The organism is Micromonospora sp. NPDC049679 (assembly GCF_040659735.1).
Lineage (GTDB): Bacteria > Actinomycetota > Actinomycetes > Mycobacteriales > Micromonosporaceae > Micromonospora_I.
On record NZ_JBFANZ010000041.1, the window covers coordinates 1 to 26030 of the forward strand.

Consider the following 26030-nt stretch of genomic DNA (forward strand, 5'->3'; position numbering starts at 1 on the left):
ATCGGACTCTGGCTCAACGTGCGGCTGCTGGTCTTCTGCGCGCTCGCGGTGGACCCGGTCCGGGACGCCGGCGCTGACCCGGTACGCGATCGACCAGCTCGCGCACGGTGTGGTGCTCGATATCGGCCGGGCGCTCGCGCAGGGATGGCGCCCACGCCGGTCCTTCACGGATTTCCTCCCGCTCCTGCGTGGATCTCCCGTGGCGGACGGGTAGGACCGCCGGCGGCACTCGCGTCCGCGCGGGTAGCTCACCTTCGCCCGGTTCCCGCCGCCCGCGTGACGCCGTAGAGTTGGCACTGCGTTGCTCTGCGCCGGAACGGGGGACGGATGTCCCGACGCTCGACCGCCACCGCCGCACTCCTCATCGCCCTGGTCGCGCTCGCCTGTGACGGCGCCGCCCGTCCCGGACGCCCCCGGCCGTCGCCGCCGCCCCGTGGTGACCTGCCGTCGTCCATGGCCGCACTCGGCGATTCGATCACGGCCGGGTTCGGGTCGTGCCTCGCGCTCGCCACCTGCCAGCGAAACTCCTGGTCGACGGGGGACGGCGTGCGGGTGGAGAGCCACTACCGGCGCATCGTCGGGGTCAACCCGGGGATGCGGGGCAACGCGCACAACCACGCCGCGCCGGGTGCGCGGGCCGCCGACCTGTCCGGCCAGGCCACCGCCGCCGTAAGGTCCAAAGTGGAGTACGTGACGGTGCTGATCGGGGCGAACGACGCCTGCCGGGGACGGATCGAGGAGATGACCGGCGTCCCCGCCTTCCGCGCCGAGGTCGACCGGGCGCTCGGTGTGCTGCGCACCGGCCTGCCGCGCGCCCGCGTGCTGGTGGTCAGCATCCCCGATCTGCACCGGCTGTGGCAGATCGGCCGTACCAATGATCGGGCGGTCCGTGCCTGGTCGCACGGGGTCTGTCCGGCACTGCTCGGCAACCCGACGTCGACCGCGGCCGCCGACAGCGGGCGCCGGTAAACGTTCCGGGCCCGCGTCACCGCGTACAACACCCAACTCGCCGCCGCCTGCCGCGCGTACGGCGCGCGCTGCCGGTACGACGGTGGGGCGGCGCACCGGGTGCGGTTCAGCCTGGACATGGTCAACCCGCTGGACTACTTCCACCCGGACCGGGACGGTCAGAACAAGCTCGCCGAGGTGACGTATCCGCTCGCCCGGCTCGCCCGGTGACCCTCGCCCGCGCACGGACCGGGTGTGGATACGCCTTCGGTCCGGCTGCCGGAGCAGTCGGACCGAAGGGTGGCCGGCGGCGACCAGAGGGGTGGTCGCCGCCGGACCGGTCGTGGCGTTCGGATCAACCGGGAACGCGCGTCAGACAGCGGGGTTCTTCGCCGACAGGATCTCGTTGACCACCGTCTCCGCGTTGCCCTCGTGCTTCGCGTAGTGGTACGGGAACGCGGAGACCTGCACCCGCTGCGCGGCGTCGGTCAGCGCCATCTGCTCCCAACCGGGCACCGTGACCAGCACCTTGTAGAACTGCTTCGCGGCGAACTTCGGGTCCATCAGATCCTTGACCGGACCCCAGCCGGTGCTGCTGCGCTGCTGGAAGAGCCCCACCGAGTCGTGGTCCCAGCCGGTGCCCTGGTGCGGGACCTCCGTCGATTCCGCGAGCACGCCGCTGGCGAGGTTGCGCAGGGTGGATTCCTGCATCGCGGTGGCCACCGCGATGACCATTCCGCGACGCGGCACGCCGAGTTCCTGGCCGGCCTCGACGATGGCGGTGGCGTTCTCCATCTGCTGCTGGTCGAGCCCGGCCACCGGGCGCGGCTGTCGCGGCTCGGGCTTCTGCTCCGCCGGCTTCTGCTCCGCCGGCTTCTGGTCTGCCGGCTTCTGGTCTGCCGGCTTCTGGTCGGCGGGTGCGCCCTGCCGTGCCCCTTCGGTCACGGGTTGACGGTCGAAGGAACGGGTGGCGGCCTGGTCGGAGCGGTCGCGTCCGGGGATCTCCGTCTGCGCGACGCTGTTGAACCCGCCGGACTGACCGGGGCCGTCCAGCCCGGCGCCGCCGTACACGGCGAAGCCCATGGCGGCGATGACACCGCTGGCGACGATGAGCTTCGACCGGCTCCCCTTGCCGGACAAATCCTTGATCTGCGGAAGTGACCGCAGCTTCGTGAGTCGCGATAGCGAAAGGGCCCGCAGGTCCATGAGTTGATTTTGCGACAGGGTCCCCAGGCCCCTGAGTTGATTCCACATACGCCCAGATGTGCGGCGCTCGCCGTCAACCCGCTCGTCCGGCGTCGTATCGGCCGAACGGCTACCCGGGATTGCGGCGCCGTCCTCATGCTCAAGTGTGTGGTCGTCTCGCATTGCACGAGGCTAGGCAGACGGAACGGCCGCTACCCACCGTGATTTAGTGACGCTCACCACAGTGGGCTACTGAGTAACCGGTCAGTCAGTCTCAGGCGTAAACGCCCTGGTCGAAGCCGGGCAAGACGGGTCCGACGGCGTTGCTTCACATTCCGTCCCAGGCGGGCATTTACCTTCTAATCGTCGACCACAAAGAGTGACGTCGAGCATGTCAACCTTTCGGCCGATCCGGCATGGTCCCTCGGGTCGACCGAGCCTGCCACCACGGTCATCGGCGGCCATGAAGCGGTAACAACAAGTAGTAGTAATTGGACACTTCGGAGTCATCCTTCGGCGCCCGGTCTGACCGCCGCACGCCCCGCCCGGGCGACGGGGCGCGGTCGTGCGCCACCATGGGAGCGGGCGCGGGCGGTCGCCCGCCCCTCCATCGACGTTCCGCCGCCGACGCAACCGGACGGACCGGGCCGGGATGGAATGGAATGGCCGATCCCGGCGTTCGACCTTCGGGGCGAAGCCCCCGAACGGACATCATGAGGAGGTTGCGACCGGTGCTCGACCCGCACGAGCTCTACGAGCTCACCGACGACCTGCCCGATCTGGGCCAGCCGGTCTTGATCCAGGCGCTCACCGGCTTCGTCGACGCCGGCAGCGCGAGCCGAATCGCCCGCGAACACCTGCTCGCCAACCTGCCGGCCCGGACGATCGCGACTTTCGATCTCGACCAACTGCTCGACTACCGGTCCCGCCGCCCCACGATGATGTTCATGGAGGACCACTGGGCGGACTACGAGGAGCCACGGCTGGAGCTGCACCTGCTGCACGACGACGCGGGCGTCCCGTTCCTCCTGCTCAGTGGACCTGAGCCGGATCTGCAGTGGGAACGGTTCACCGCAGCCGTGACCGCCCTGATCCAGCGCCTGAACGTCCGGCTGACGGTGGGGCTCAACGCGATCCCGATGGCCGTGCCGCACACCCGGCCCGCCGGCGTCACCGCCCACGCCACCCGGCCCGAGCTGATCGCCGGCCACGAGCCGTGGCTGCAGCGCGTACAGGTTCCCGGCAGCGCCGGGCACCTGTTGGAATACCGCCTCGGGCGGGAGGGGCGCGACGCGCTCGGCTTCGCGGTGCACGTGCCGCACTACGTCGCGCAGACCGAATACCCCGCGGCGGCCGAGCTGCTGCTCTCCTCGGTGTCCCGCAGCACCGGGCTGCTGCTGCCGACCGACGCGCTGCGCTCCGCGGCCGAGACCGTCCGCGGCGACATCGACCGGCAGGTGGCGCAGACCGACGAGGCGAACGCCCTGGTCCACGCGCTGGAGGAGCAGTACGACGCCTTCACCCGCGGCCGGCGCGGCACCAACCTGCTCGCCGACGCGAACGAGGCTCTGCCCACCGCCGACGAGCTCGCCGCAGAGCTCGAACGCTTCCTCGCGGAGCAGGGCCGCCCCGGAGACGTGCCGGGGATCTGACGAACGTCCAGCCGCCCCCGCCTCCGCGGGGGCGGCTACGACCCGTCGCGGCGCGCCGAGACCAGCACGTCGATGCCGTCCAGCACCCGCCGCAGGCCGAACTCGAAGGCGTGTTCGGGCGCCGCCGGAGCGTTGTGCGCCTCCCCCGCCGCCGCGCCGACCCGCGCCGCGATCGGGTAGCGCTCGACGTCGAAGACCTTTTCCAGCAGCGGCGCCTGCTCGGCCCACCACTGCTCGTCGCTCATCCCGGTCTGCCGCTCCGCCTGGGCGGCGTCCACCGCACCCCGGGCCGCCCCGTGGACGTACCCGGAGATCAGCGCGATCACCGAGTCCATCTCCACGTCGGTCAGGCCCAGCCCGTCGACGGCGCGCAGCTCGTACTCGTACTTGGCCATCACGTTCGGCCCCATCGGCGGACGGTGGGCGGCGACCTGCAGGAGCCACGGGTGCCGGCGGTAGAGCGTCCAGTTCTCCCGCGCGATCCGCTCCAGCCGCCCCCGCCACCCGCCGGCGACCTCCTCCGGCCGGGCCTGCTCACCGAGGACCGTGTCGAGCATGACGTCGAGGAGCTCCGCCTTGCCCGGCACGTACGTGTAGAGCGACATCGCGCCGACGCCGAGCTGCTCGGCGACGCGCCGCATGGAGAGCGCGGCGAGCCCTTCGGCGTCGGCGACCTCGATCGCGGCCCGGACGATCTGCGGCACGGTCAGCCGGGGCTTCGGTCCACGCCGGGGCCGTTCCTGCATCCCCCAGAGCAGCTCCATGCTGCGCTTCGGATCTCCGCTGCCGCTGTACTCGGTGGTCACGGCGTCATTCTCCACATCCCCAATCCCGTACACCGTACGTTATTGTTTCCGTACGCCGTACCGACCGGATCGAGCTCACCGTCGCCGAGCGCGCGGCGCTCGGCGACGACCTGCGCCGGGCGGCGGACCTCGACGAACTGCTGCGCTGACCGCCCGCCGACGGAGTCCTTGTCGGTCCCGGATGGCACCCTGAGGAGATGCGCCTCGCGACCTGGAACGTCAACTCCGTGAAGGCCCGGCTCCCCCGGCTGCTCGCCTGGCTGGCCGACAGCGCCCCCGACGTCCTCTGCCTGCAGGAGACGAAATGCGCGGCGGACGCGTTTCCGGTCGACGAGGTCGCCGAGCTCGGCTACGCGACCGCCGTGCACGGCGACGGTCGGTGGAACGGCGTCGCGCTGCTCTCCCGGGTCGGCCTCGACGACGTGGTGACCGGGTTCCCCGACGAGCCGGGCTTTCCCGAGCCGGAGGCCCGCGCGATCTCTGCGACCTGTGGCGGCGTACGCGTCTGGTCGATCTACGTGCCCAACGGCCGCACCCCGGACTCGCCGCACTACACCTACAAGCTGGCGTGGCTGCGCGGGCTGCGCGACGCGCTCGCCGCGGAGCTGGGCGACGGTCGACAGCTCGCCGTCTGCGGCGACTTCAACGTCGCCCCCACCGACGCCGACGTGTGGGACCCGACGCTCTTCGTCGGCTCGACCCACGTGACGGCCCCGGAGCGGCAGGCGCTGACCGAGCTGCGCGATCTGGGCCTGCTCGACGTGGTGCCGCAGCCGATGAAGGGCCCCAACCCCTTCACCTACTGGGACTACCGCGCCGGGATGTTCCACCAGGACAAGGGGATGCGCATCGACCTGGTCTACGCGAGCGCCCCGTTCAGCGACCGGATCCGCACCGCCTACATCGACCGCGAGGCGCGCAAGGGGAAGACCCCGTCGGATCACGCGCCGATCGTCGTCGACGCGGACTAGACCCGCCTGCCCGGGCGCGTGCGCGCGCGGCCGTAGGGTGGAGCCATGGCAGTCGTCAAGATCAACGCTATCGAGGCGCCCGAGGGCGCGGGACCGGAACTCGAGCGGCGCTTCGCCGCCAGGCAGGGCGCGGTGGAGAAGGCCCCCGGCTTCCTGGGCTTCGAACTGCTCCGCCCGGTCGCCGGCGAGACCCGGTACTTCGTCTACACGAAGTGGGAGACCGAGGAGGCGTTCCAGGCCTGGTCCGGCGGACCGGCGCGGGAGGCCCATGCCGGCGAGCGCGCCAAGCCGGTGGCGACCGGAGCGAGCCTGCTCGAGTTCGAGGTCGTGCAGCAGGCTCCGCCGGCCGCGGGCTGACGGCGTCACGGGTCCCGGGTGCCGATCAGGGACGCGAAGACGACGACGTTGTCGGCGTAGCCGATGCCGCCGCCGACCCACTGCCCACCGCAGGTGATCAACCGCAGGCCGGGTCGGGTGAAGTCGCCGTAGACCCGCTCGATCGGCAGCTCGGCCTTGCCGAAACGCTCCACCGAGTTCACCTCGAAAACCGCGACCACCCGGTCGCGCCGGGTCACCTCGACGCGGGCGCCGGGCCACAGCCCGGCCAGGTCGTGGAAGATCGACGGTCCGGTACGCGTGTCGGCGTGCCCGACGATCACCGCCGGCCCGAACTGGCCGGGGGTGGGGCTGCGCTCGAACCAGCCCGCCTCGTGGTGCCGGCGCAGCGGGGGCACGGCGATCGAGCCGTCGTCGGCGAGCCCGAGGGCGTGCACCGGGGCGCGCACGTCGAGCGACGGGATCGCGATCCGGATCGGCCGGCTCGGCTCGAGCACCGGAAACTCCCGCGGCGGCGGGCGGCTCCCGCCGGCCAGCCCCGGCCAGCCACCCGATCCGGCAAGGCCGGCCGCGGTGGCGAGCACGCCGACCAGCACCAGGACCACGGCCAGTTTTCGGGTCGGCTCGCGGCCCACGCGGACCATGGCGACCCGTCAGGCCCGGCGCCGGCGCCGGGTCAGCAGCCCCAGCGCGAGCCCGGCGACGATGGCGGTCAGCCCGCCGGTGACGAGCAGCCCGCCGGAGCCGTCGTCGGCGCTGCCGCCGAAACCGGTGGCGGGTCCACGGCTGGGGCGGACGGCCGTGACCACGTGCAGCATCGTCGTCGCCGCACGGCCGTCCGGGCAGGCGAGCCGTACCCGGTAGCTGCGGGCCCGCGTACCCTCCGGCACGGTGGCCGCGGCGGTCAACAGGTCGTACTGCGGGCGCACGGTGACCGTGCCGAAGGCGTCCGACTCGACCGTGGCCGGGGCGCTGTTCGCCGTGCAGCTCGCCCGGATTCCGACCAGGTAGCCGGCCTCGACCGTGCTCGGGTTGACCTCGACGAAGACGTCGTCGGCCCGGGCGGGCAGCGCCGGCGCCAGCAGCGCGACGACGGCCACGGCCACGGACGCGAGCAGCGTGCCGGTGCGGCGACGGGTGCGGCTCATGCGCGCCTCCTGCCGTCGGGCGGTGGCGGGGCGGGGACGCCCGACGGGAGGATTTTCTCACCCATCGCCGCAGATCACACCCCGTGAATTGGGGGCGACGCTCCGCACCGACGTACGCTTTTCTCCCTGTGACCCTCATCGACGCGCCCCGGGCCGCCGCACTCCCGGCCGACAGGCCCCTGGCCGACACCGCCGCCGACGGCACCACGCCGGACGGGGCGACCCCGCCGATCCGCACCTTCCACCGGCGCGGCGGCCGGATGAGCGCGCGGCACGTCGACGCCCTCGACCACCTCTGGCCGGTGTACGGACTACTCATCCCCGAGCAGCCGGGGACGCTTCTCGACCCGGCCGCGCTCTTCGGTCGCCGGGCGCCCCTGGTGCTGGAGATCGGCTCGGGCATGGGCGACACCACCGCGGAGATGGCCGCCGCCGACCCGGGGCGCGACTATCTCGCCGTCGAGGTGCACACGCCCGGCATCGCCAACCTGCTGACGCTGATCGAGGAACAGGGTCTGACGAACGTCCGGGTGGGCAGCGGCGACGCGATGGACCTGGTCCGGGGGATGCTGCCGGCCGACAGCCTCGACGCCGTACACGTCTTTTTCCCGGACCCGTGGCCGAAGTCCAAGCACCACAAGCGGCGGCTGATCCAACCGGCACACGTCGCGCTGCTCCGCTCCCGCCTCACGCCCGGTGCCACGCTGCACTGCGCGACCGACTGGGCCGAGTACGCCGAGGCGATGCTCGCCACACTGAGCGCCGATCCGGGGCTGGTCAACACCGCCGACGGCTTCGCGCCGCGGCCGACCCACCGGCCGGTCACCAAGTTCGAGCGCCGCGGCGTACGGGCCCACCGGAGCATCTACGACCTGGTGTTCCGCCGCCGCTGACGGCTCCCCGTCGCGGCGGCCGCCGGCACGCCCCATGATCGTCCAGACTGGCGGTCGCGGCCCGATCCGGGCACCATGGACCAGCGATGACCCTCACCGACCAGCTGCCGCGCAGCGCCGACCCCGATTCCCTCTTCGACGCGTTCGCCGGCTGGGCCAAGGAGCAGGGACTTTCCCTCTACCCGCACCAGGAAGACGCCCTCATCGAGATCGTCTCCGGCGCCAACGTGATCCTCAGCACGCCGACCGGCTCCGGCAAAAGCCTCGTCGCCACGGGCGCGCACTTCGCCGCCCTCGCCGCCGACAAGGTCACCTTCTACACCGCGCCGATCAAGGCACTGGTCTCGGAGAAGTTCTTCGCGCTCTGCGACATCTTCGGCCCGGAGAACGTCGGCATGCTGACCGGAGACGCGAGCGTCAACGAGACAGCGCCGATCATCTGCTGCACCGCCGAGATCCTGGCCAACATCGCGCTCCGCGACGGCGAACGCGCCGACGTGGGCCAGGTCATCATGGACGAGTTCCACTTCTACGCCGAGCCCGACCGGGGCTGGGCCTGGCAGGTGCCGCTGATCGAGCTGCCCCAGGCGCAGTTCGTGCTCATGTCGGCCACCCTCGGCGACGTCACCCGCTTCGTCGACGACCTGTCGCGGCGCACCGGCCGTCCGACAGCGGTGGTCAAGTCGGTCGAGCGGCCGGTGCCGCTGATGTTCTCGTACGCCGTGACGCCAATGCACGAGACGCTCGAAGAGCTGCTCAGCACCCGTCAGGCGCCGATCTACGTCGTGCACTTCACCCAGGCCGCCGCGTTGGAGCGGGCCCAGTCGCTGATGAGCATCAACGTCTGCACCCGCGCGGAGAAGGACGCCATCGCCGCGGCGATCGGCAACTTCCGGTTCACCGCCGGCTTCGGCCGCACGCTGTCCCGGCTGGTCCGGCACGGCATCGGCGTGCACCACGCGGGCATGCTCCCCAAATACCGGCGCCTGGTGGAGACCCTCGCCCAGGCCGGGCTGCTCAAGGTCATCTGCGGCACCGACACCCTCGGCGTCGGCATCAACGTGCCGATCCGCACCGTGCTCTTCACCGGTTTGAGCAAGTACGACGGGGTGAAGACGCGACTGCTCAAGGTGCGCGAGTTCCACCAGATCGCCGGCCGGGCCGGGCGGGCCGGCTACGACACCATCGGCACGGTGGTGGTGCAGGCGCCCGAGCACGTCATCGACAACGAGAAGGCGCTCGCCAAGGCGGGGGACGACCCGAAGAAGCGCCGCAAGGTGGTCCGCAAAAAGCCGCCGGAGGGCTCCATCGGCTGGGGCAAGCCCACCTTCGAACGCCTCATCGAATCCGAGCCGGAGGCGCTGACCTCCAGCTTCGCGGTCAGCCACTCGATGCTGCTCAACGTGATCAGCCGACCCGGCGACGCGTTCGCCGCCATGCGGCACCTGCTCGAGGACAACCACGAGGACCGGCCGGCCCAGCGCAAACACATCCGCCGGGCCATCGCCATCTACCGGGCCCTGCTCGCCGGCGGCGTCGTGGAACGGAACCCCGAAGACGGCTCCGTCCGGCTCACCCAGGACCTGCAGCTGCACTTCGCGCTCAACCAGCCGCTGTCGCCATTCGCACTGGCCGCGATCGAGTTGCTCGACATGGAGTCGCCGACGTACCCGCTCGATGTCCTGTCGGTCATCGAAGCCACCCTCGACGACCCGCGGCAGATCCTCTCAGCCCAGCAGTTCAAGGCGCGCGGCGAGGCCGTCGCGCAGATGAAGGCCGACGGCATCGAGTACGAGGCCCGGCTGGAGCTGCTCGACTCGGTCACCCATCCCAAGCCGCTCGTCGAACTCCTCGACGCCGCCTACGAGATGTACCGCCGCGGCCACCCCTGGGTCGCCGATCACCAGCTCGCGCCCAAGTCCGTGGTCCGCGACATGTACGAGCGGGCGATGACCTTCGTCGAGTACGTCGGCTTCTACGGGCTCACCCGCTCCGAGGGGCTCGTCCTGCGCTACCTGGCCGACGCCTACAAGGCGCTGCGCCAGACCGTCCCCGAGGACGCCAAGACCGAGGAGCTCATCGACCTGGAGGAGTGGCTCGGCGAGCTGGTCCGCCAGGTCGACTCCAGCCTGATCGACGAGTGGGAGCGACTGCGCAACCCCACCGACGAGACCGAGGTGGTGATCGACGACCGACCGCCGGCGGTCACCGGCAACGTCCGGGCCTTCCGGGTCCTGGTCCGCAACGCCCTGTTCCGTCGGGTGGAGCTCGCGGCGCTGCGCCGTTACGACGAGCTGGGCGCGCTCGACGGCGAATCGGGCTGGGGCGCCGACGACTGGGCCGAGGCGCTGGAGCCGTACTTCGCCGAGCACGGTTCGCTCGGCACCGGGCCGGACGCGCGCGGACCGGCACTGCTGATGATCGAGCAGGGACGGGAGCGCTGGACCGTACGCCAGATCTTCGACGACCCGGCCGGAGACCACGACTGGGGGATCAGCGCGGAGATCGACCTGGCGGCCTCGGACGAGGCCGGCGCGGCGGTCGTGCGGATCCTGGAGGTCGGACAGCTGTAGCCCGGCTGACGCAGTTGGCGGACCGGCGGCGCATGGCGCGGCCGGTCCGCTTTTTGCTGGGCGAAATCGCGGCGGTCGATTAGAATGTATGTACGAAACACGCCGCTGACCTGGGAGGGAAAGCCGTGACGCCCGCCTCCGCCACCCAGTCCGCCTCCGCCGCCCCGCTCCCCTACGCCACCCTGCTCGCCTTCACCCGCTACGTCGGCCGCACCGGCCCGGCCAAGGCCACCTTCGTCGGCGGGCTGCGCCGCCAGCGGGAGAGCCGCTCCGGCTTCAACCCGCACGGGCAGCTCGTCAAGGCGCTCAAGGCCGACATCCGGTTCCGCACCGGCGGGACCCATCTCGCGCAGGTCGTCAACGTCGTCAAGCCGCGCTGGCGGCCGCTCTACACGGCGCTCGCGCCCGGTGCGACCGCCTACCTCGCCTCGCTCGGCGATCCGCACAGCGTCGAGCTCGCCCGCACCCGTGACGCGCTCGGCATGGTCGGCGCCCTGCCCGTGAAGATCAACCCCCACCTCGGGTTGCGCTACGACGACGGCCGCGTCGAGGCGGTCCGGCTGCACCTCGACGAGGAGCCGCCGGGCGAGGAGGCGCTGCTCGCCACCCTGCATCTGATGGCGCGGCACATGGAGCAGGTCCTCTCCGGCGCCGAGCCGGTGCTGGTCGACGTCCGTCGCGGTCACGTGCACCGCGCCGACCCGAAAGCCCGGCCCGACCAGATCGAACGCTGGCTCGCCGGTGAGGCGGCCGCCTTCTCCGCCATCTGGACCACCGCGGCGTAACGCACCCCGTCCCGCCCACCGCACAAGATCGCGCTATTCCGGCATGTAGTGGCTTCCCGCGACGTCGAGACCACTATTTCCCCGCGGTAGCGCGATCTTGCGGGGGCGCGCGGGGGAAACCGATGGGGGCCGACGGGGGGACGCGCCTATCCTTGGCGACGATATGCACACGCCGCCACCCTCCCCGTCCGTCGCTGACCTGCAGGCCCGCCTGCCCGAGCTGATGTTGCGCGACGAACGCCGCCTGCAGCGCCGCATCGACGGCGTCCGTAAGCTGCGTGACCCCGACGCCCGGCGCGGCGCGCTCGACCAGATCGCCGCCGAGATCGACGCCGCCGCTCAGCGCCTGGAGCGGCGCCGCGATGGCGTCCCGACGATCACCTACCCGCCCGCGCTGCCGGTCAGCGAGAAGAAGGACGAGATCCTCGCCGCGATCCGCGACCACCAGGTCGTGATCGTCGCGGGCGAGACGGGTTCGGGCAAGACGACCCAGCTGCCGAAGATCTGCCTGGAGCTGGGGCGGGGGGTGCGCGGGCTGATCGGGCACACCCAGCCGCGCCGGCTCGCCGCCCGGACGGTGGCCGACCGGATCGCCGAGGAGCTCGGCACGGAGCTGGGCGGCGCGGTCGGCTACAAGGTCCGTTTCCACGACCAGGTGGGCGACGGCACGCTGGTGAAGCTGATGACCGACGGCATCCTGCTGGCGGAGATCCAGCAGGACCGGATGCTGCGGCAGTACGACACGCTGATCATCGACGAGGCGCACGAGCGCAGCCTGAACATCGACTTCATCCTCGGGTACCTCAAGCAGCTCCTCCCCCGTCGCCCCGACCTCAAGGTCATCATCACCTCGGCCACCATCGACCCGCAGCGCTTCGCCCGGCACTTCGGGACGCCGAACAGCGAGCAGAGCGGCGGCCCCGAGCAGGCGGCGCCGATCGTGGAGGTCTCCGGCCGGACCTATCCGGTGGAGGTGCGCTACCGACCGCTGGTGCTGGAGGCCGAGGAGGAAGAGGACGACGGCGAGGACGTCGTCCGCGACCAGACGCAGGCGATCTGCGAGGCGGTCGAGGAGCTCTGCGGCGAGGGGCCGGGCGACATCCTGGTCTTCCTCAGCGGTGAGCGGGAGATCCGGGACACGGCCGACGCGCTCGGCAAGGTGGAGCTGCGCAACACCGAGATCGTGCCCCTCTACGCCCGGCTGTCGACGGCCGAGCAGCACCGGGTCTTCCAGCCGCATCCCGGCCGTCGGGTGGTGCTGGCGACCAACGTCGCGGAGACGTCGCTGACCGTGCCGGGCATCAAGTACGTCATCGACCCCGGCACCGCGCGGATCTCCCGCTACAGCCACCGCCTGAAGGTGCAGCGGCTCCCGATCGAGCCGGTGTCGCAGGCTTCGGCCAACCAGCGCAAGGGGCGGTGCGGACGCACCTCGGACGGCATCTGCATCCGCCTCTACGACGAGCAGGATTTCGCCTCCCGGCCGGAGTTCACCGACCCGGAGATCCTGCGTACCAACCTCGCCTCGGTCATCCTGCAGATGACCTCGCTGGGCCTGGGCGACCTGGCCGCGTTCCCGTTCCTCGACCCGCCGGACCGGCGCAACATCAAGGACGGCTTCGATCTCCTGCACGAGCTGGGGGCGATCGATCCGGCGCAGGACGATCCGCGCAAGCGGCTCACGCCGCTGGGGCGCAAGCTCGCGCAGTTGCCGGTCGACCCGCGGCTCGCGCGGATGGTGCTCGAAGCGGAAGGCAACGGCGCGGTCACCGAGGTGATGGTGATCGCGGCCGCACTCTCCATCCAGGACCCTCGGGAGCGCCCGGCCGACAAGCAGCAGGCCGCCGACCAGATGCACGCCCGCTTCGCCGACAAGGAGTCCGACTTCCTCGCCTTCCTGCATCTGTGGGAGTACCTGCGGGAGCAGCAGAAGGCGCTCTCCTCCAGCGGGTTCCGCCGCATGTGCAAGGCGGAGTTCCTCAACTACCTGCGGGTGCGGGAGTGGCAGGACATCTACAGCCAGCTGCGGCAGGTGGTCCGGGCGCTCGGCGTGACGCCGGGCGAGAACCCGCCGGAGCCGACCGCGATCCATCAGTCCCTGTTGGCCGGACTGCTGTCGCACGTCGGGCTGAAGGACAGCGCCAAGCACGAGTATCTGGGGGCGCGCGGGGCGAAGTTCGCGGTCTTCCCGGGGTCGGCGCTGTTCAAGAAGCCGCCGCGCTGGGTGATGGCGGCGGAGTTGGTGGAGACGTCCCGGCTCTGGGCGCGGGTGGCCGCGCGGATCGAGCCGGAGTGGGTGGAGGCGCTCGCCGGGCACCTGGTCAAGCGCAGCTACAGCGAGCCGCACTGGGAGAAGAAGCAGGGCGCGGTGATGGCGTACGAGAAGGTCACGCTCTACGGCGTACCGCTCGTGACGTCACGCAAGGTCAACTATGGCCGGATCGATCCGGCGCTCAGCCGCGAGCTGTTCATCCGGCACGCCCTGGTGGAGGGTGACTGGCACACCCACCACACGTTCTGGCAGGAGAACCAGCGGCTGCGCGACGAGGTCGAGGAGCTGGAGCACCGGGCGCGGCGGCGCGACATCCTGGTCGACGACGAGGCCATCTTCGACTTCTACGACCAGCGGATCGGGCCCGACGTGGTCTCCGCGCGGCACTTCGACAGCTGGTGGAAGCAGGTCCGGCGGGAGCAGCCGGAGCTGCTCAGCTTCGACCGGGCGATGCTGGTCAACCAGGGGCGGGGCGGCATCGACGAGGCCGACTATCCCGATGCCTGGCAGCAGGGCGAACTGCGGCTGCCGCTGACCTACCAGTTCGAGCCCGGCGCCGCCACCGACGGGGTCACGGTGGACATTCCCCTGCCGATGCTCAACCAGGTGACCGCGGAGAGCTTCGACTGGCAGGTGCCGGGGCTGCGTGACGAGGTGGTCGTGGCCTTGATCCGCTCGCTCCCCAAGGCTATCCGGACCAACTTCGTCCCGGTGCCGGACTTCGCCCGCGCCGTGCTGGCCCGGATCACGCCGGGGCAGGAGTCACTGGTCGACGCGGTGGCGCGGGAACTGCGCCGGATGACCGGCGTGACCATCCCGCGCGACGCCTGGGACCAGAGCCGCATCCCGGACCACCTGCGACCGACCTACCGGATCGTCGGCGAGGACGACCGCCCGGTCGCGGAGGGCAAGGACCTGCCCGCGCTGCAGCAGGAGCTCAAGGCGGAGGTACGGGAAACGGTCGCCGCGGCCGCGCACGGGCTGGAGCGGCAGGGGCTGCGCGAGTGGAGCTTCGGCGAACTGCCCCGGACCGTCGAGCAGCGCCGGGCCGGTTACGTGGTGACCGCCTATCCCGCGCTCGTCGACGAGGGCGACAGCGTCGCGATCCGGGTCTTCGACTCGGAAGCGGACCAGCGCAACGCGATGTGGGCGGGAACCCGCCGGCTGCTGCGGCTCACCGTCGCCTCGCCGGCGAAGTTCCTGCAGGGGCGCCTGTCGAACGAGGCGAAGCTGGCGCTGAGCCGCAACCCGCACCGCAGTGTGCTGGACCTGCTCGATGACGCCGCGGGCGCTGCGATCGACAAGCTGATGGCCGAGGCGGGCGGGCCGGCGTGGGACGCCGATGGGTTCGCGGCGCTGCGCGACCGCGTGCGGGCCGACCTCGTCGACACGGTGGTCGAGGTGGTCGACCGGGTGCAGCGCATCCTGGGCGCGGCGCACGCGGTGGAGCAGCGGCTGACGCGTACGTCCAGCCTCGCGCTGGTGGCGACGCTGGCCGACATCCGCGGCCAGCTCTCGGGTCTGGTCTACCGCGGCTTCGTCACCGACGCCGGTTGGGGCCGGCTCCCGGACCTGGTCCGCTACCTGACCGGGATCGAGCGTCGGCTCGACAAGGCGCCGCAGAATCCGCAGCGCGACCGCGAGCAGCTCAACCGGATCGAGCAGGTGCAGCGCGAATACCGCGACATGCTCGCCGCGCTGCCGCCGGCGCGACGGGCGGACGAGGCGGTGCGGGAGATCCGGTGGCTGATCGAGGAGTTGCGGGTCAACGTCTTCGCCCAGGCGGTGGGGACCCCGTACCCCATTTCGGAACAGCGGATCTACCGGGCGATGGATCTGGCGGAGGGGCGCTGACCGAACGCGGTGGATCCGGTGGCGGGCACGACGGAGGACACGCTGTGCCCGCCGTCTGGCCCGCCCGGGCCGGCGGCCGCGGTGGTGGCGCTGTCGCGTAGCGCGGTGAAGAGGAGCGTGGCGGCCAGCACGGCCACGACGATCACCATGACGAAGAGCGCCATCACCACGGCGAGCAGCCGGACGTTCCCGGCGAGCGAGCGGGGCGGGTCGAGCGGCGGATACGGCGGCGCGGCCGGGGTCACCGGGGTCGCGTCGTCCCACCAGGACGGATCCGGGTCGCCGCTCGCCGGATCGGGGGTGCCCGGGTCGGCCATGAACGGCGGTGCGGTGACCGGCTCGACCTCCGCCGGGACGGCGGGCTCGGGGTCGGCTGCCGGCGCCGCGGCTTGTGGCGAGTCGGTAGCGGCTGCCGGCGAGTCGGGCCCGGCTGCCGGCACGGCGGGTTCCGCCGGCTCGGCCGCTGCGAGCTCGATCGTCCCGCCCGTCTGCTGGGTGGTTCGTGCTCCGTCCATCCACTGCCTCCTCGGCGAACGTCGCACCGTCTCTGGCGGCGCGTCCACCAACGGGTACGGATCCCGCGCCGCTGCGGATCGGTGCCGCCCCATCGCCCGAAACGTCGTTGACGGTGATCATCGACCGGGATAGCGTGCGGTTTGACCGGGAAGAGCGTTTTTCGACGCGAGGTGGCCGGATGAGCGATCCGCAGACCGTGCCGCTTCCGGGCGGGGTCGGGCTGTCGCGCCTCTGCGTCTACGACACCGTCGCGCCGGATGGCGCGGTCGGGGGCACCCCGCACATGCACCTGTGCTGCGCGGAGGGGTACGTGGTGCGGGGCGGGTCGGGCCTGGTGCAGACGCTGACCCTCTCCGGCTACCGGGAGACCCCGCTGGTCCCCGGCGCCGTCGTCTGGTTCGCGCCGGGCACCATCCACCGGCTCGTCAACCACGGCGGGCTGGAGCTTCTCGTCCTGATGCAGAACAGCGGCCTGCCGGAGGCGGGCGATGCCGTGCTGACCCTCCCGCCGGAGGTGCTCGCCGACCCGCGGTCGTACACGGCGGCCGTCGCCCTCCCGCTCGGCGGCGCACCCGGCACCGACCTCACCGCGGCGTACGCGCGACGCGATCTCGCGGTCGAGGGGTTCGGGCGGCTGTGCCGGAGCGCGCAGGACGGGGACCTGACGCCGCTGCGCGAGTTCCACCGCGCGGCGGTGCGGTTGGTCCGCCCGCAGATCGAGCGGTGGCGGGCGCGGTGGGCGGCGGGGGCGTTGCGCGCGGCGGAGGAGACCGGTGAGCAGCTCGACGCCCTGGAGCGGGGCGAGGCGCCCCACCTGTCCCGCGCGGAGGTCTACGCGTTCGCCGAACCGGACGAACGGGGGCGCCAGGGGATGTGTGGGCTGCTGGACACGTACCCGGTGCGCTGACGCGCCGGATCACCGGCACCATCGCCGGCTTACTGGCGAGGGTAGCGGTTTATCACATCTTGGCAACGTGCCCGTGCGACACGAAGATCGAGACGGGAAAGCCCTTGCCTATGTGACGCAGATCCTTCTAGTGTCCCGAGAAAGCGCTTGCCAGACGCCTCCGCGAAACGGCACCGAAACATGGGAGGAGGCACGATGCCCAGCTCCGACCAGACCGCGGCCGCCACCCCGCCGGGACAGCCGCACACCTCGACGGCGCCGTCCTCGCCGCCGGCGCGAACCCGACCGCACGAAGGAGTGGCCGTGTCCGAACACGCCGTCGACCAGGACGTGACCAGCGGTACGGCAGCGACCGGCGGCGCCGCGGCGCCGGCCCGATCCGGGCGCCCGGCGCAGTCCGGCGGGCCGACGCGACGCGGTCGCCCGAGCCTGACCACCCGACTCACCCGGCTCGCCGACGCGCTGTGGCGTCCGGCGCTCGTGCTGGTGGCCATCTTCGCCGCCTGGTGGTTCGTCGCGGACCGGGAATACATCGCCAACTACCTCATCCCCACGCCGGGGCAGGTGTGGGAGAAGCTGACCTCCGAGTGGGACTTCCTGCTCGAGAACACCATGATCACGCTGTACGAGACGGTGCTCGGCTTCGTGCTGGCGACCGTGATCGGCATCGCCTCGGCCGTGCTCATCACCTACTCGTCCACCATGGAGCGCTCGCTCTACCCGATCGTGCTCTTCGCCCAGGTCATTCCGAAGATCGCCATCGCGCCCCTGCTCGGGGTCCTGCTCGGCACCGGGATGGCGCCGAAGATCGTGCTCGCGGTGCTGATCGCCTTCTTCCCCGTGGTCGTCTCCGGCGTGTCGGGGCTGCGCTCGACCGACCCGGAGCTGATCGACCTCTCCGCGACGATGGGCGCGGGGCCGTGGAAGACGTTCCGCAAGATCCGCTTCCCGAACGCGCTGCCGCATCTGATGTCCGGCATGAAGGTCGCCGTGACGCTCGCCGTCACCGGCGCCGTCGTCGGCGAATTCGTCGGCGCCAGCGAGGGGCTCGGCTACGTGCTGCTCCTGGCGAGCGGCAACCTCGACTCGGCGCTGCTCTTCGCCGACCTGATCCTGATGTCGATCATCGGCATCGTGCTCTTCGTTCTCGTCGAGATCGCCGAGGCGCTCCTCATCCCCTGGCACGCCAGCCGGCGCTCCGGCGTCCCGCTGACCACCGCCTGATCCACCCCGTTCCGATCCACCCCGTTCCGGTCCACGCCATTCCGATCCACCAGGTCACTTTCGCCCAAGGAGGCGCACCACCTATGAGACGTCTCGCAATCGCGGCCAGCGCGGCCGTCCTGCTGCTCGGATCGCTCGCCGCATGTGGCGACTCCGACGAAAAGTCCGGCGGCGACGCCGGCGGCAAGAAGAAGGTCAGCCTGACCCTCAACTGGGTCCCCTACGGCGAGCACGCGCCCTTCTACTACGGCATCAAGAAGGGCTTCTACGAGGCCGAGGGCATCGAGCTGACCGTCAAGCCCGGCGGTGGCTCGGGTAAGACGCTGCAGGCCGTCGCGCAGGACCAGACCGACTTCGGCTGGTCGGACACGCCGCCGCTGCTCAAGGCCGTCGCCACGGGCATGAAGGTGAAGAGCGTCGGCGTGTTCCTGCAGAAGGGCCCGACGTCGATCGAGTTCCTCGCCGACAAGAACATCACCAAGCTCTCCGACCTCAAGGGCAAGACCGTCGGCGGCACGCCGGGCGACGCGCTCTACGCCACCTTCCCCGCGCTGCTCAAGGCGAACGGCATGGCGCCGACCGACGTCAAGGTCGTCAACGTCGACGCCGCCGGCAAGATCGCGGCGCTCGCCGAGGGCAAGGTCGACGCCATCATGGGCTTCTTCCACGACCAGGCCCCGACGATCGAGGCGAAGACCGGCAAGAAGACGTCGTACCTGCTCTACGCCGACTGGGGCATGAACATGCTCGGCACGGGTCTGGTCGCCAACGAGGCGACGCTGAAGAAGGACCCGGAGATGGTGAAGGCATTCATCCGGGCCACCCAGAAGTCGTGGGCCGAGGCGGCGAAGGACATCCCCGGCGCGACCGACGCGATGGCCGAGCTGGCCGACAACGAGCCGGCCAAGGAGGTCCTGGTGAAGCAGCTCACCCTCGCGGTGCCGCTGCTGAAGCTCGACGCGGGGGCGCCCGGCGTCAACGACACCCAGGCCTGGACCGAGACGATCGACCTGATGTCGAAGTACGGCGACCTCAAGGACGCCGGCTCGCCCGAGAAGTACTGGGACAACACGTTCACCAGCAAGGGGTGACCTCGCAATGACCACTGCCCCATCAACCGTCGCCGCCACGCGCACGGCCGGACCCGCCGTCGAGATGACGGACCTGTCCGTGCAGTTCCGGTCGAAGCGGTCGCACACCGTCGCGCTCACCGACGTCAGCATGCGGATCGAACCCGGCGAGTTCGTGTCGATCCTCGGGCCGTCCGGCTGCGGTAAGTCAACACTGCTCAAGATCGTGGCGGGGCTGGTCAAGCCCACCACCGGTACGGCGTCGTTGATGGGGCAGCAGGTCACGCGGCCGCAGAAGAACATCGGCTTCATCTTCCAGCGCGCCGCACTGCTCGAATGGCGCGGCGTGCGCAAGAACATCCTGTTGCAGGCGGAGATGCGCGGCCTGGACCGCAAGGCGGCCACCCGTCGCGCGGACGAGCTGATGGAGATGACCGGCCTGACCGGCTTCGAGGACGCGCTGCCGCACGAGCTCTCCGGTGGCATGCAGCAGCGCGTGTCCCTGTGCCGCGCGCTGCTGCACCAGCCGCCCGTGCTGCTCATGGACGAGCCTTTCGGAGCGCTGGACGCGCTGACCCGGGAGACGCTCAACACCGAGCTCAACCGGATCTGGCGGGAGACCGGCACGACGATCCTGCTCGTCACCCACTCCATCGCGGAGGCCGTCTTCCTCGGCACCCGCGTCGAGGTGATGAGCGCCCGCCCCGGCCGGATCATCCGCACCCTCCCGGTCGACCTGCCGGCGGAGCGCAACTACGCCGACGTCATGGCCGACGAGCGGTTCGACCGTCTCGCGGCCGAGCTGCGCGGCCTGCTCGGCTCCGGAGCCAACCACTGAGCACTCCCGACGCCCGCGGCGGTGGACCGCCGTTGCGGGCGCGTGGCTCGGGCTGGGGGACGCCCCCGCCGCGCTGATCCTCGGCACCGGGATGGCGGACCGGCACGGCGGCGCGGTGCCGCTGGTGGGGCTCCTCCGCCGGGACCGTACCCAATTGCTCCACCGACCCCTGCGTCTTCCAGGGAAGCAGAGCGAAGGTCCGTGCTCGGTTGGGCGGGCCGGGGGGGGAGGCCCGTGCTCGCGTCCGCGACGCTATCGCAGGTCCAGCTCGACTCCGGCCGGCAACTCCCCGGCCTGCGCCGAGGCGCGCAGGTGGGTGAAGAGGGTCTCGCGCAGCGCCTGCGCGGCGTGGCTGGGAACGATCTCGCGCCGCTGGGCGAGCGCGATGGTGCGCTGCACGCCGGGTCGGGTGAGCGGAGTGGCCCGAAGCCGGGGCCGCCCCGCGAGGACCACGCTGGGCACCAGCGCCACGCCGAGGCCCGCCTCGACGAGGCCGAGCACGGCGTCCATCTCGCCCCCCTCGACCGCGAACGACGGCGTGAAGCCGGCCCGCCTGCACGCCTCCAGGGTGGCGTCGCGGAGGTCGTAGCCGGTGCGGAACATGACGAGCGGGTGATTGTGCAGGTCGGTGAGGTGCAACTCGCCGCCGGAGGTGGTCGCGGCGAGCGGCTCGACCGAGGCGACCACGAGGTGCTCACGCAGCACGGGTTCGGCGCGCAGCGCCGGGTCGGTGCCCTGTTCGGGCAGGACGATCAGCGCCAGGTCCAGCTCGCCGCGGGTGAGGTTGCGGACCAGGTCCTGCGAGCCGCTCTCCTCGATGTGCAGGTCGACGCCGGGATAGGCGTCGCGGAACCGGCGCAGCACGCGTGGCACGAGCGAGGCGCAGAGGCTGGGGGTGGCGCCGAGGCGTACCCGGCCCCGACGGAGTCCGACGAGCTCATGCACCTCGCGGCGGGCGGTGTCGACGTCGGAGACGATCCGCTGGGCGAGCGGCAGCAGCGCCTCCCCGGCGGCGGTGAGGGCGATGTCACCACGGACGCGCTCGAAGAGCGGCGCGCCGAGATCGGCCTCCAGGTTGTGAATCTGCTTACTCAACGACGGTTGCGAGATGCCCACATGACCGGCAGCTTGGGTGAAATGTCGTAATTCAGCCACCGCGACGAAGGACCTGAGCTGATGGATCTGCACCTCGATAGCGTATAGCTATTGAGACTGCTGCCGCGATGCATTGGACGACTGATCACTTCGCTTCTAACGTCGTCCGACGTGGCTGTAGCGACCGCGTCGCCGATGCGCTCCACCGTCGGCAAGAAGGCTCTCATGGCGGTGACGGGCATCCTTTTGGTGCTCTTCCTCGTACTGCACATGGTGGGCAACCTCAAGATCTTCTTTGGGGCCAACTCCTTCGACCACTACGCCCACTGGCTGCGCAGCATCGGCAACCCGCTGCTGCCCGAGGCGTGGTTCCTGTGGATCCAGCGGGGGGTGCTCACCTTCGCCGTGCTGGGGCACATCTGGGCCGCCACGTCGCTCGCGCTGCGCGCGCGGGCCGCCCGGCCGGTCCGGTACGCCCACCGCGGCAAGGTGCAGGGCAGCTACGCCGCCCGCACCATGCGCTGGGGCGGCGTGATCATCCTGCTCTTCGTGATCTACCACATCCTCGACCTCACCACCGGGCACCTCAACCCGAACGGTGACCCGGCGCACCCGTACGCCAACGTGGTCGCCGACTTCGCGCCCGAGCGCTGGTACGTCACTCTCTTCTACACGCTGGCGATCCTCGCCGTCGGCTTCCACCTGCGGCACGGCATCTACAGCGCGGTCCGCACCCTCGGACAGCAGACCCGACGCGGCGAACGGCGGGCCCGGGCCATCGCGCTCGGCATCGCCGTCGTGCTCTGCGTGGGCTACCTGTCCGTGCCCTTTGCCGTTCTCACCGGATTGGTGGGCTGAACATGCTCTACACCGAGGGCGACCCGGTCGCCGACACCAAGGCCCCCGACGGCCCCGTCGAGACGCGCTGGGAGCGGCGCCGGTTCTCCGCCAAGCTGGTCAACCCCGCCAACAAGCGGAAGCTCAGCGTCATCGTGGTCGGCACCGGCCTGGCCGGCGGCTCGGCCGCCGCCACCCTCGGCGAGCTCGGCTACCGGGTCCGCTCCTACTGCTACCAGGACAGCCCGCGGCGGGCGCACTCGATCGCCGCGCAGGGCGGCATCAACGCGGCGAAGAACTACCGCAACGACGGCGACTCCGTCCACCGGCTCTTCTACGACACCGTCAAGGGTGGCGACTTCCGCTCGCGCGAGTCGAACGTGCACCGCCTGGCCGAGATCTCCGTCGAGATCATCGACCAGTGCGTGGCGCAGGGCGTGCCCTTCGCCCGCGAGTACGGCGGCCTGCTCGACACGCGCTCGTTCGGTGGCGCCCAGGTGTCCCGCACGTTCTACGCGCGGGGCCAGACGGGCCAGCAGCTCCTGCTCGGCGCGTACCAGGCGCTGGAGCGGCAGATCGCGGCCGGCAACGTGGAGATGAACGCCCGGCACGAGATGCTGGAGCTGATCATCGTCGACGGGCGGGCCCGCGGCATCGTGGTCCGCGACCTGGTCACCGGCGAGATCACCACCGACTTCGCCGACGCCGTCGTGCTCGCCTCGGGCGGCTACGGCAACGTCTTCTTCCTCTCCACCAACGCCAAGGGCTGCAACGTCACCGCGACGTGGCGGGCCCACCGCAAGGGCGCGCTCTTCGCGAACCCCTGCTACACGCAGATCCACCCGACCTGCATCCCGGTCTCCGGCGACCACCAGTCGAAGCTGACCCTGATGAGCGAGTCGCTGCGTAACGACGGCCGGGTGTGGGTGCCGAAGAAGGGCGGCGACGACCGCGCCCCCGGCGACATCCCGGAGGACGAGCGGGACTACTACCTCGAGCGCATCTACCCCGCGTTCGGCAACCTGGTCCCCCGCGACATCGCCTCCCGCGCCGCGAAGAACGTCTGCGACGAGGGGCGCGGCGTCGGTCCGGGTGGGCTCGGCGTCTACCTGGACTTCGCCGACGCGATCAAACGGCTCGGCCGCTCGGCGGTCGCCGCGAAGTACGGCAACCTCTTCGAGATGTACGAGCGGATCACCGGCGAGGACCCGTACCAGGTGCCGATGCGCATCTACCCCGCCGTGCACTACACGATGGGTGGCCTCTGGGTCGACTACGACCTGCAGTCGACCATCCCGGGTCTGTTCGTGATCGGTGAGGCGAACTTCTCCGACCACGGCGCCAACCGGCTCGGTGCCTCGGCGCTGATGCAGGGCCTGGCGGACGGCTACTTCGTGCTCCCGAACACGATCGGCGACTACCTCGCCGCCGGCCCGTTCGAGAAGCTCGACGAGAGCCACCCCGAGGTGGTCGAGGCGCGTAGCCAGGTCGAGGACCGGGTCGCCCGGCTGCTCGCGATCGACGGCGACCGTACGGTCGACTCGTTCCACCGTGAGCTCGGCCGGATCATGTGGGAATACTGCGGCATGGAGCGCACCGACGAGGGACTGCGCAAGGCGATCGAGCTGATTCGCGGCCTCCGCGACGAGTTCTGGCGCCGGGTGAAGGTGCCGGGTGAGGGCGAGGGCCTGAACCAGGCGCTGGAGCGGGCCGGCCGGGTCGCCGACTTCTTCGAGCTCGCCGAGCTGATGTGCATCGACGCGCTGCACCGCACCGAGTCGTGCGGCGGTCACTTCCGGGCCGAGAGCCAGACGCCCGACGGTGAGGCCGCTCGCGACGACGAGCAGTTCAGCTACGTCGCCGCCTGGGAGTTCACGGCTGCCGGCGAAGCGCCGGTGCTGCACAAGGAAGACCTGAATTTCGAGTACGTCCACCCCACCCAGCGGAGCTACAAGTGAACCTGAACCTGCGCATCTGGCGCCAGCAGGGCCCGCAGGACAAGGGCCGGATGGTGACCTACCAGGTAACGGACGTCTCGCCCGACATGTCGTTCCTGGAGATGCTCGACGTGCTCAACGAGCGGCTGACGCTCGAGGGCGAGGAGCCGGTGGCGTTCGACCACGACTGCCGCGAGGGCATCTGCGGCGCGTGCAGCATGGTCATCAACGGCGCCCCGCACGGTCCGCAGAAGTTCACCACCACGTGCCAACTGCACATGCGGACCTTCTCCGACGGCGACACGATCGACATCGAGCCGTGGCGGGCGCGGGCGTTCCCGGTCGTCAAGGACCTGGTGGTCGACCGGACCGCGTTCGACACGATCATCCAGGCCGGTGGCTACATCTCGGCCCCGACCGGCAGCGCCCCGGACGCCCACGCGGCCCCGATTCCGAAGGTCGACGCCGACGCCGCGTTCGAGGCGGCCGCCTGCATCGGCTGCGGCGCCTGCGTCGCGGCCTGCCCCAACGGCTCCGGCATGCTCTTCACCGCCGCGAAGATCACCCACCTGGGCCTGATGCCGCAGGGCCAGCCGGAACGGAACTCCCGGGTACTCGACATGGTCGCCGCGCACGACGACGCCGGCTTCGGTGGGTGCACCAACGCGGGCGAGTGCACGCCGGCCTGCCCGAAGGGGATCCCGCTCGCCACGATCGGCCGGCTCAACCGCGACTTCCTCAGCGCGTCGAGGAAGCGGAGCGACGCCCCCGCCGCGGGCTGACACGGCACGCCGATCGCGTCGACTCCACCTCGGCGCCGATCCGACGAGAAATGTGCGGTTCACTACGCGCTCCGCGGATTGTTGGCGGGGCGCGTAGTGCCGCAATAGGCTGGGCCCGCGCCGGCGACCGAGCGCACGAGGCGAGCCCCACCAGCGCGGGTGAGCTGAGGTCGAGCCGCGTGACTCCCCCGGTACGGAAGGAAGCCGTCCTGCCCGAGCCGCATCCCGCTGCCCGGCGGCTGCCTTCGCTGACCGGACTGCGCTTCGCCGCCGCCCTGCTCGTCTTCGCGGTCCACGCCTACTCGATGATCCCGCTCGCCGATCCGCAGCAGAAACGGATCGCGCAGGTGCTCTGCGACCCCGGCGACCTCGGGGTCTCCTTCTTCTTCGTGCTCTCCGGCTTCGTGCTCACCTGGTCGGCCCGCCCGGGGCAGCAGGCCCGGCGGTTCTGGCGCGGCCGCGTCGCGCGGGTCTACCCCGCCCACCTCGTGGCGCTCGGCTTCGCGGTGGTCGGCCTGGCCGTCACCGACCGCATCCCGCCGATCATCAACGAACTGCTGGTCAGCACCGGCCTCCTGGTCCAGTCCTGGGATACCCGCGACATCGTCTATCTCGGGCTCAACCCGGTCACCTGGTCGCTCTCCTGCGAGATGGCGTTCTACCTCTGCTTCCCGCTGCTCTACGCCGGGCTGCGCCGGCTCGGCACCGGCGGTCTCCGCTTCCTCCTGATCGCCCTGGTCGCGGCGGTCTGGCTGATGCCGACCCTCGCCGACGCCGTCGTGGCGGCGGAACACCGGCGCTGGTTCGTCTACATCTTCCCGCTGACCCGGATGCTGGAGTTCGCGGTCGGGATCGTACTGGCCCGTCTGGTGGCCACCGGGGCGTGGCGCGGCCCCGGACTCCCCCTGGCGATGCTGATCTTCGCCGGCAACTACCTGATCGTCGACTGGCTCCCCGCGCCGACCCGGGACACCGCCGGCACCATCGTCGCCACCACGCTGCTCATCCCCGCTGCGGCCTTGGCCGACCTGCACGGCCGCCGGTCGATGTGGCGGGGGCGCGTCGTGCAGCATCTGGGCGAGGTGTCGTACGCCTTCTTCCTGATCCATCTCGTCGTCGTCGTCACCGCGATGGAGCTGATCGGCCGCGACCGGATGTGGTCGCTGCCGGCCGCGCTCGGCCTCGCGGCGCTCCTGCTGCTGGTGTCGTACGGCCTCGCGGTCCCGCTGCACCGCTGGGTCGAGCTGCCCGCGATGCGGCTCCTCGCCGGCCGGCGTCCCACCCGGGCGCACCCGCGGCCCCAGCAGGCCGCCGCCGCGCAGCGGGAACCGGTCCCGACCGCCGACCCCCGCTGACGGTCGCCCGGGTGCCACGGTCGCCGGGGTGCCACGGTCGCCCGGG

19 protein-coding genes and 3 pseudogenes are annotated in these 26030 nt (G+C 71.2%); 16 read left to right on the forward strand and 6 right to left on the reverse strand.

The features are described 5' to 3' along the window. Window positions 1-453 precede the first annotated feature (453 nt). Window positions 454-1179: pseudogene (locus AB0J06_RS22075) on the forward strand (SGNH/GDSL hydrolase family protein). A gap of 141 nt (window positions 1180-1320) precedes the next feature. Here AB0J06_RS22075 and AB0J06_RS22080 read toward each other — a convergent pair. Then, entirely contained in the window at window positions 1321-2154 is an 834-nt protein-coding gene (locus AB0J06_RS22080; RefSeq protein ID WP_357430840.1) for a peptidase M23, read from the reverse strand. Between the two features lie 710 nt (window positions 2155-2864). Here AB0J06_RS22080 and AB0J06_RS22085 point away from each other — a divergent pair. Further along, window positions 2865-3785 (forward strand): PAC2 family protein, encoded by a 921-nt coding sequence (locus AB0J06_RS22085; protein WP_357430841.1) that lies wholly within the window; start codon window positions 2865-2867, stop codon window positions 3783-3785. A 35-nt stretch (window positions 3786-3820) separates the two neighbouring features. On the opposite strand, the gene AB0J06_RS22090 is transcribed toward AB0J06_RS22085, so the two are convergent. Then, a complete protein-coding gene (locus tag AB0J06_RS22090) occupies window positions 3821-4531 on the reverse strand; it encodes a TetR/AcrR family transcriptional regulator (RefSeq protein ID WP_357430884.1) in 711 nt (236 codons plus the stop codon). Between the two features lie 257 nt (window positions 4532-4788). Between AB0J06_RS22090 and AB0J06_RS22095 the strand changes: the two genes are divergently transcribed. Both AB0J06_RS22095 and AB0J06_RS22100 read left to right on the forward strand, forming a co-directional pair. After that, window positions 4789-5562 (forward strand): exodeoxyribonuclease III, encoded by a 774-nt coding sequence (locus tag AB0J06_RS22095; RefSeq protein WP_357430842.1) that lies wholly within the window; start codon window positions 4789-4791, stop codon window positions 5560-5562. Window positions 5563-5607: 45 nt separating this feature from the next. Then, the gene (locus AB0J06_RS22100) at window positions 5608-5919 is read left to right on the forward strand and encodes an antibiotic biosynthesis monooxygenase (protein ID WP_357430843.1); all 312 of its coding nucleotides are present in this window, start codon (window positions 5608-5610) and stop codon (window positions 5917-5919) included. A gap of 5 nt (window positions 5920-5924) precedes the next feature. Here the strand turns inward: AB0J06_RS22100 and AB0J06_RS22105 are convergent. Further along, a pseudogene (locus tag AB0J06_RS22105) lies at window positions 5925-6425 on the reverse strand (class F sortase); the annotation flags it as partial. 126 nt (window positions 6426-6551) lie between these two features. Continuing rightward, window positions 6552-6950, reverse strand: a pseudogene (locus tag AB0J06_RS22110) (hypothetical protein); the annotation flags it as partial. A gap of 356 nt (window positions 6951-7306) precedes the next feature. Between AB0J06_RS22110 and trmB the strand changes: the two are divergent. The 4 genes from trmB (at window position 7307) to hrpA (ending at window position 15423) form a co-directional block, all read left to right on the forward strand. Next, the gene (gene trmB / locus AB0J06_RS22115; RefSeq protein ID WP_357430886.1) at window positions 7307-7939 is read left to right on the forward strand and encodes a tRNA (guanosine(46)-N7)-methyltransferase TrmB; all 633 of its coding nucleotides are present in this window, start codon (window positions 7307-7309) and stop codon (window positions 7937-7939) included. Window positions 7940-8025: 86 nt separating this feature from the next. Further along, window positions 8026-10512, forward strand: a complete 2487-nt coding sequence (locus AB0J06_RS22120) for a DUF3516 domain-containing protein (protein ID WP_357430844.1) — start codon at window positions 8026-8028, stop codon at window positions 10510-10512. 125 nt (window positions 10513-10637) lie between these two features. After that, the gene (locus AB0J06_RS22125) at window positions 10638-11297 is read left to right on the forward strand and encodes a hypothetical protein (RefSeq protein WP_357430845.1); all 660 of its coding nucleotides are present in this window, start codon (window positions 10638-10640) and stop codon (window positions 11295-11297) included. 163 nt (window positions 11298-11460) lie between these two features. After that, a complete protein-coding gene (gene hrpA, locus AB0J06_RS22130) occupies window positions 11461-15423 on the forward strand; it encodes an ATP-dependent RNA helicase HrpA (protein ID WP_357430846.1) in 3963 nt (1320 codons plus the stop codon). On the opposite strand, the gene AB0J06_RS22135 is transcribed toward hrpA, so the two are convergent. Then, window positions 15390-15938 carry a hypothetical protein gene (locus tag AB0J06_RS22135; RefSeq protein WP_357430847.1) on the reverse strand — a complete coding sequence of 183 codons (549 nt, stop codon included), beginning with the start codon at window positions 15936-15938 and terminating at the stop codon, window positions 15390-15392. The two genes, hrpA and AB0J06_RS22135, sit on opposite strands and share 34 nt — an antisense overlap. A 179-nt stretch (window positions 15939-16117) precedes the next feature. On the opposite strand from AB0J06_RS22135, the gene AB0J06_RS22140 reads away from it, so the two are divergent. The 4 genes from AB0J06_RS22140 to AB0J06_RS22155 all read left to right on the forward strand — a co-directional run bounded on the left by AB0J06_RS22140 (window position 16118) and on the right by AB0J06_RS22155 (window position 19978). Beyond that, on the forward strand, window positions 16118-16846 hold the full coding sequence (locus tag AB0J06_RS22140) for a cupin (protein ID WP_357430848.1): 729 nt from the start codon (window positions 16118-16120) through the stop codon (window positions 16844-16846). 303 nt (window positions 16847-17149) lie between these two features. Next, the gene (locus AB0J06_RS22145) at window positions 17150-18070 is read left to right on the forward strand and encodes an ABC transporter permease (RefSeq protein WP_357430849.1); all 921 of its coding nucleotides are present in this window, start codon (window positions 17150-17152) and stop codon (window positions 18068-18070) included. A gap of 83 nt (window positions 18071-18153) precedes the next feature. Further along, window positions 18154-19161 (forward strand): ABC transporter substrate-binding protein, encoded by a 1008-nt coding sequence (locus AB0J06_RS22150; RefSeq protein ID WP_357430850.1) that lies wholly within the window; start codon window positions 18154-18156, stop codon window positions 19159-19161. Between the two features lie 7 nt (window positions 19162-19168). Further along, window positions 19169-19978 (forward strand): ABC transporter ATP-binding protein, encoded by an 810-nt coding sequence (locus AB0J06_RS22155; protein WP_357430851.1) that lies wholly within the window; start codon window positions 19169-19171, stop codon window positions 19976-19978. 252 nt (window positions 19979-20230) lie between these two features. Here AB0J06_RS22155 and AB0J06_RS22160 read toward each other — a convergent pair whose 3' ends face one another. After that, complete coding sequence (locus AB0J06_RS22160; RefSeq protein WP_357430888.1) at window positions 20231-21172, reverse strand: LysR substrate-binding domain-containing protein; 942 nt, start codon at window positions 21170-21172, stop codon at window positions 20231-20233. 96 nt (window positions 21173-21268) lie between these two features. Here AB0J06_RS22160 and AB0J06_RS22165 point away from each other — a divergent pair, with 96 nt between their 5' ends. The 4 genes from AB0J06_RS22165 (at window position 21269) to AB0J06_RS22180 (ending at window position 25984) form a co-directional block, all read left to right on the forward strand. Next, window positions 21269-21931 carry a succinate dehydrogenase cytochrome b subunit gene (locus tag AB0J06_RS22165; protein ID WP_357430890.1) on the forward strand — a complete coding sequence of 221 codons (663 nt, stop codon included), beginning with the start codon at window positions 21269-21271 and terminating at the stop codon, window positions 21929-21931. Between the two features lie 2 nt (window positions 21932-21933). Further along, window positions 21934-23868 carry a fumarate reductase/succinate dehydrogenase flavoprotein subunit gene (locus tag AB0J06_RS22170; protein ID WP_357430852.1) on the forward strand — a complete coding sequence of 645 codons (1935 nt, stop codon included), beginning with the start codon at window positions 21934-21936 and terminating at the stop codon, window positions 23866-23868. After that, window positions 23865-24629 carry a succinate dehydrogenase/fumarate reductase iron-sulfur subunit gene (locus AB0J06_RS22175; RefSeq protein ID WP_357430853.1) on the forward strand — a complete coding sequence of 255 codons (765 nt, stop codon included), beginning with the start codon at window positions 23865-23867 and terminating at the stop codon, window positions 24627-24629. Before AB0J06_RS22170 ends, AB0J06_RS22175 begins: the two co-directional genes overlap by 4 nt. A 179-nt stretch (window positions 24630-24808) precedes the next feature. Continuing rightward, window positions 24809-25984 (forward strand): acyltransferase, encoded by a 1176-nt coding sequence (locus tag AB0J06_RS22180; protein WP_357430854.1) that lies wholly within the window; start codon window positions 24809-24811, stop codon window positions 25982-25984. Window positions 25985-26030 lie beyond the last annotated feature (46 nt).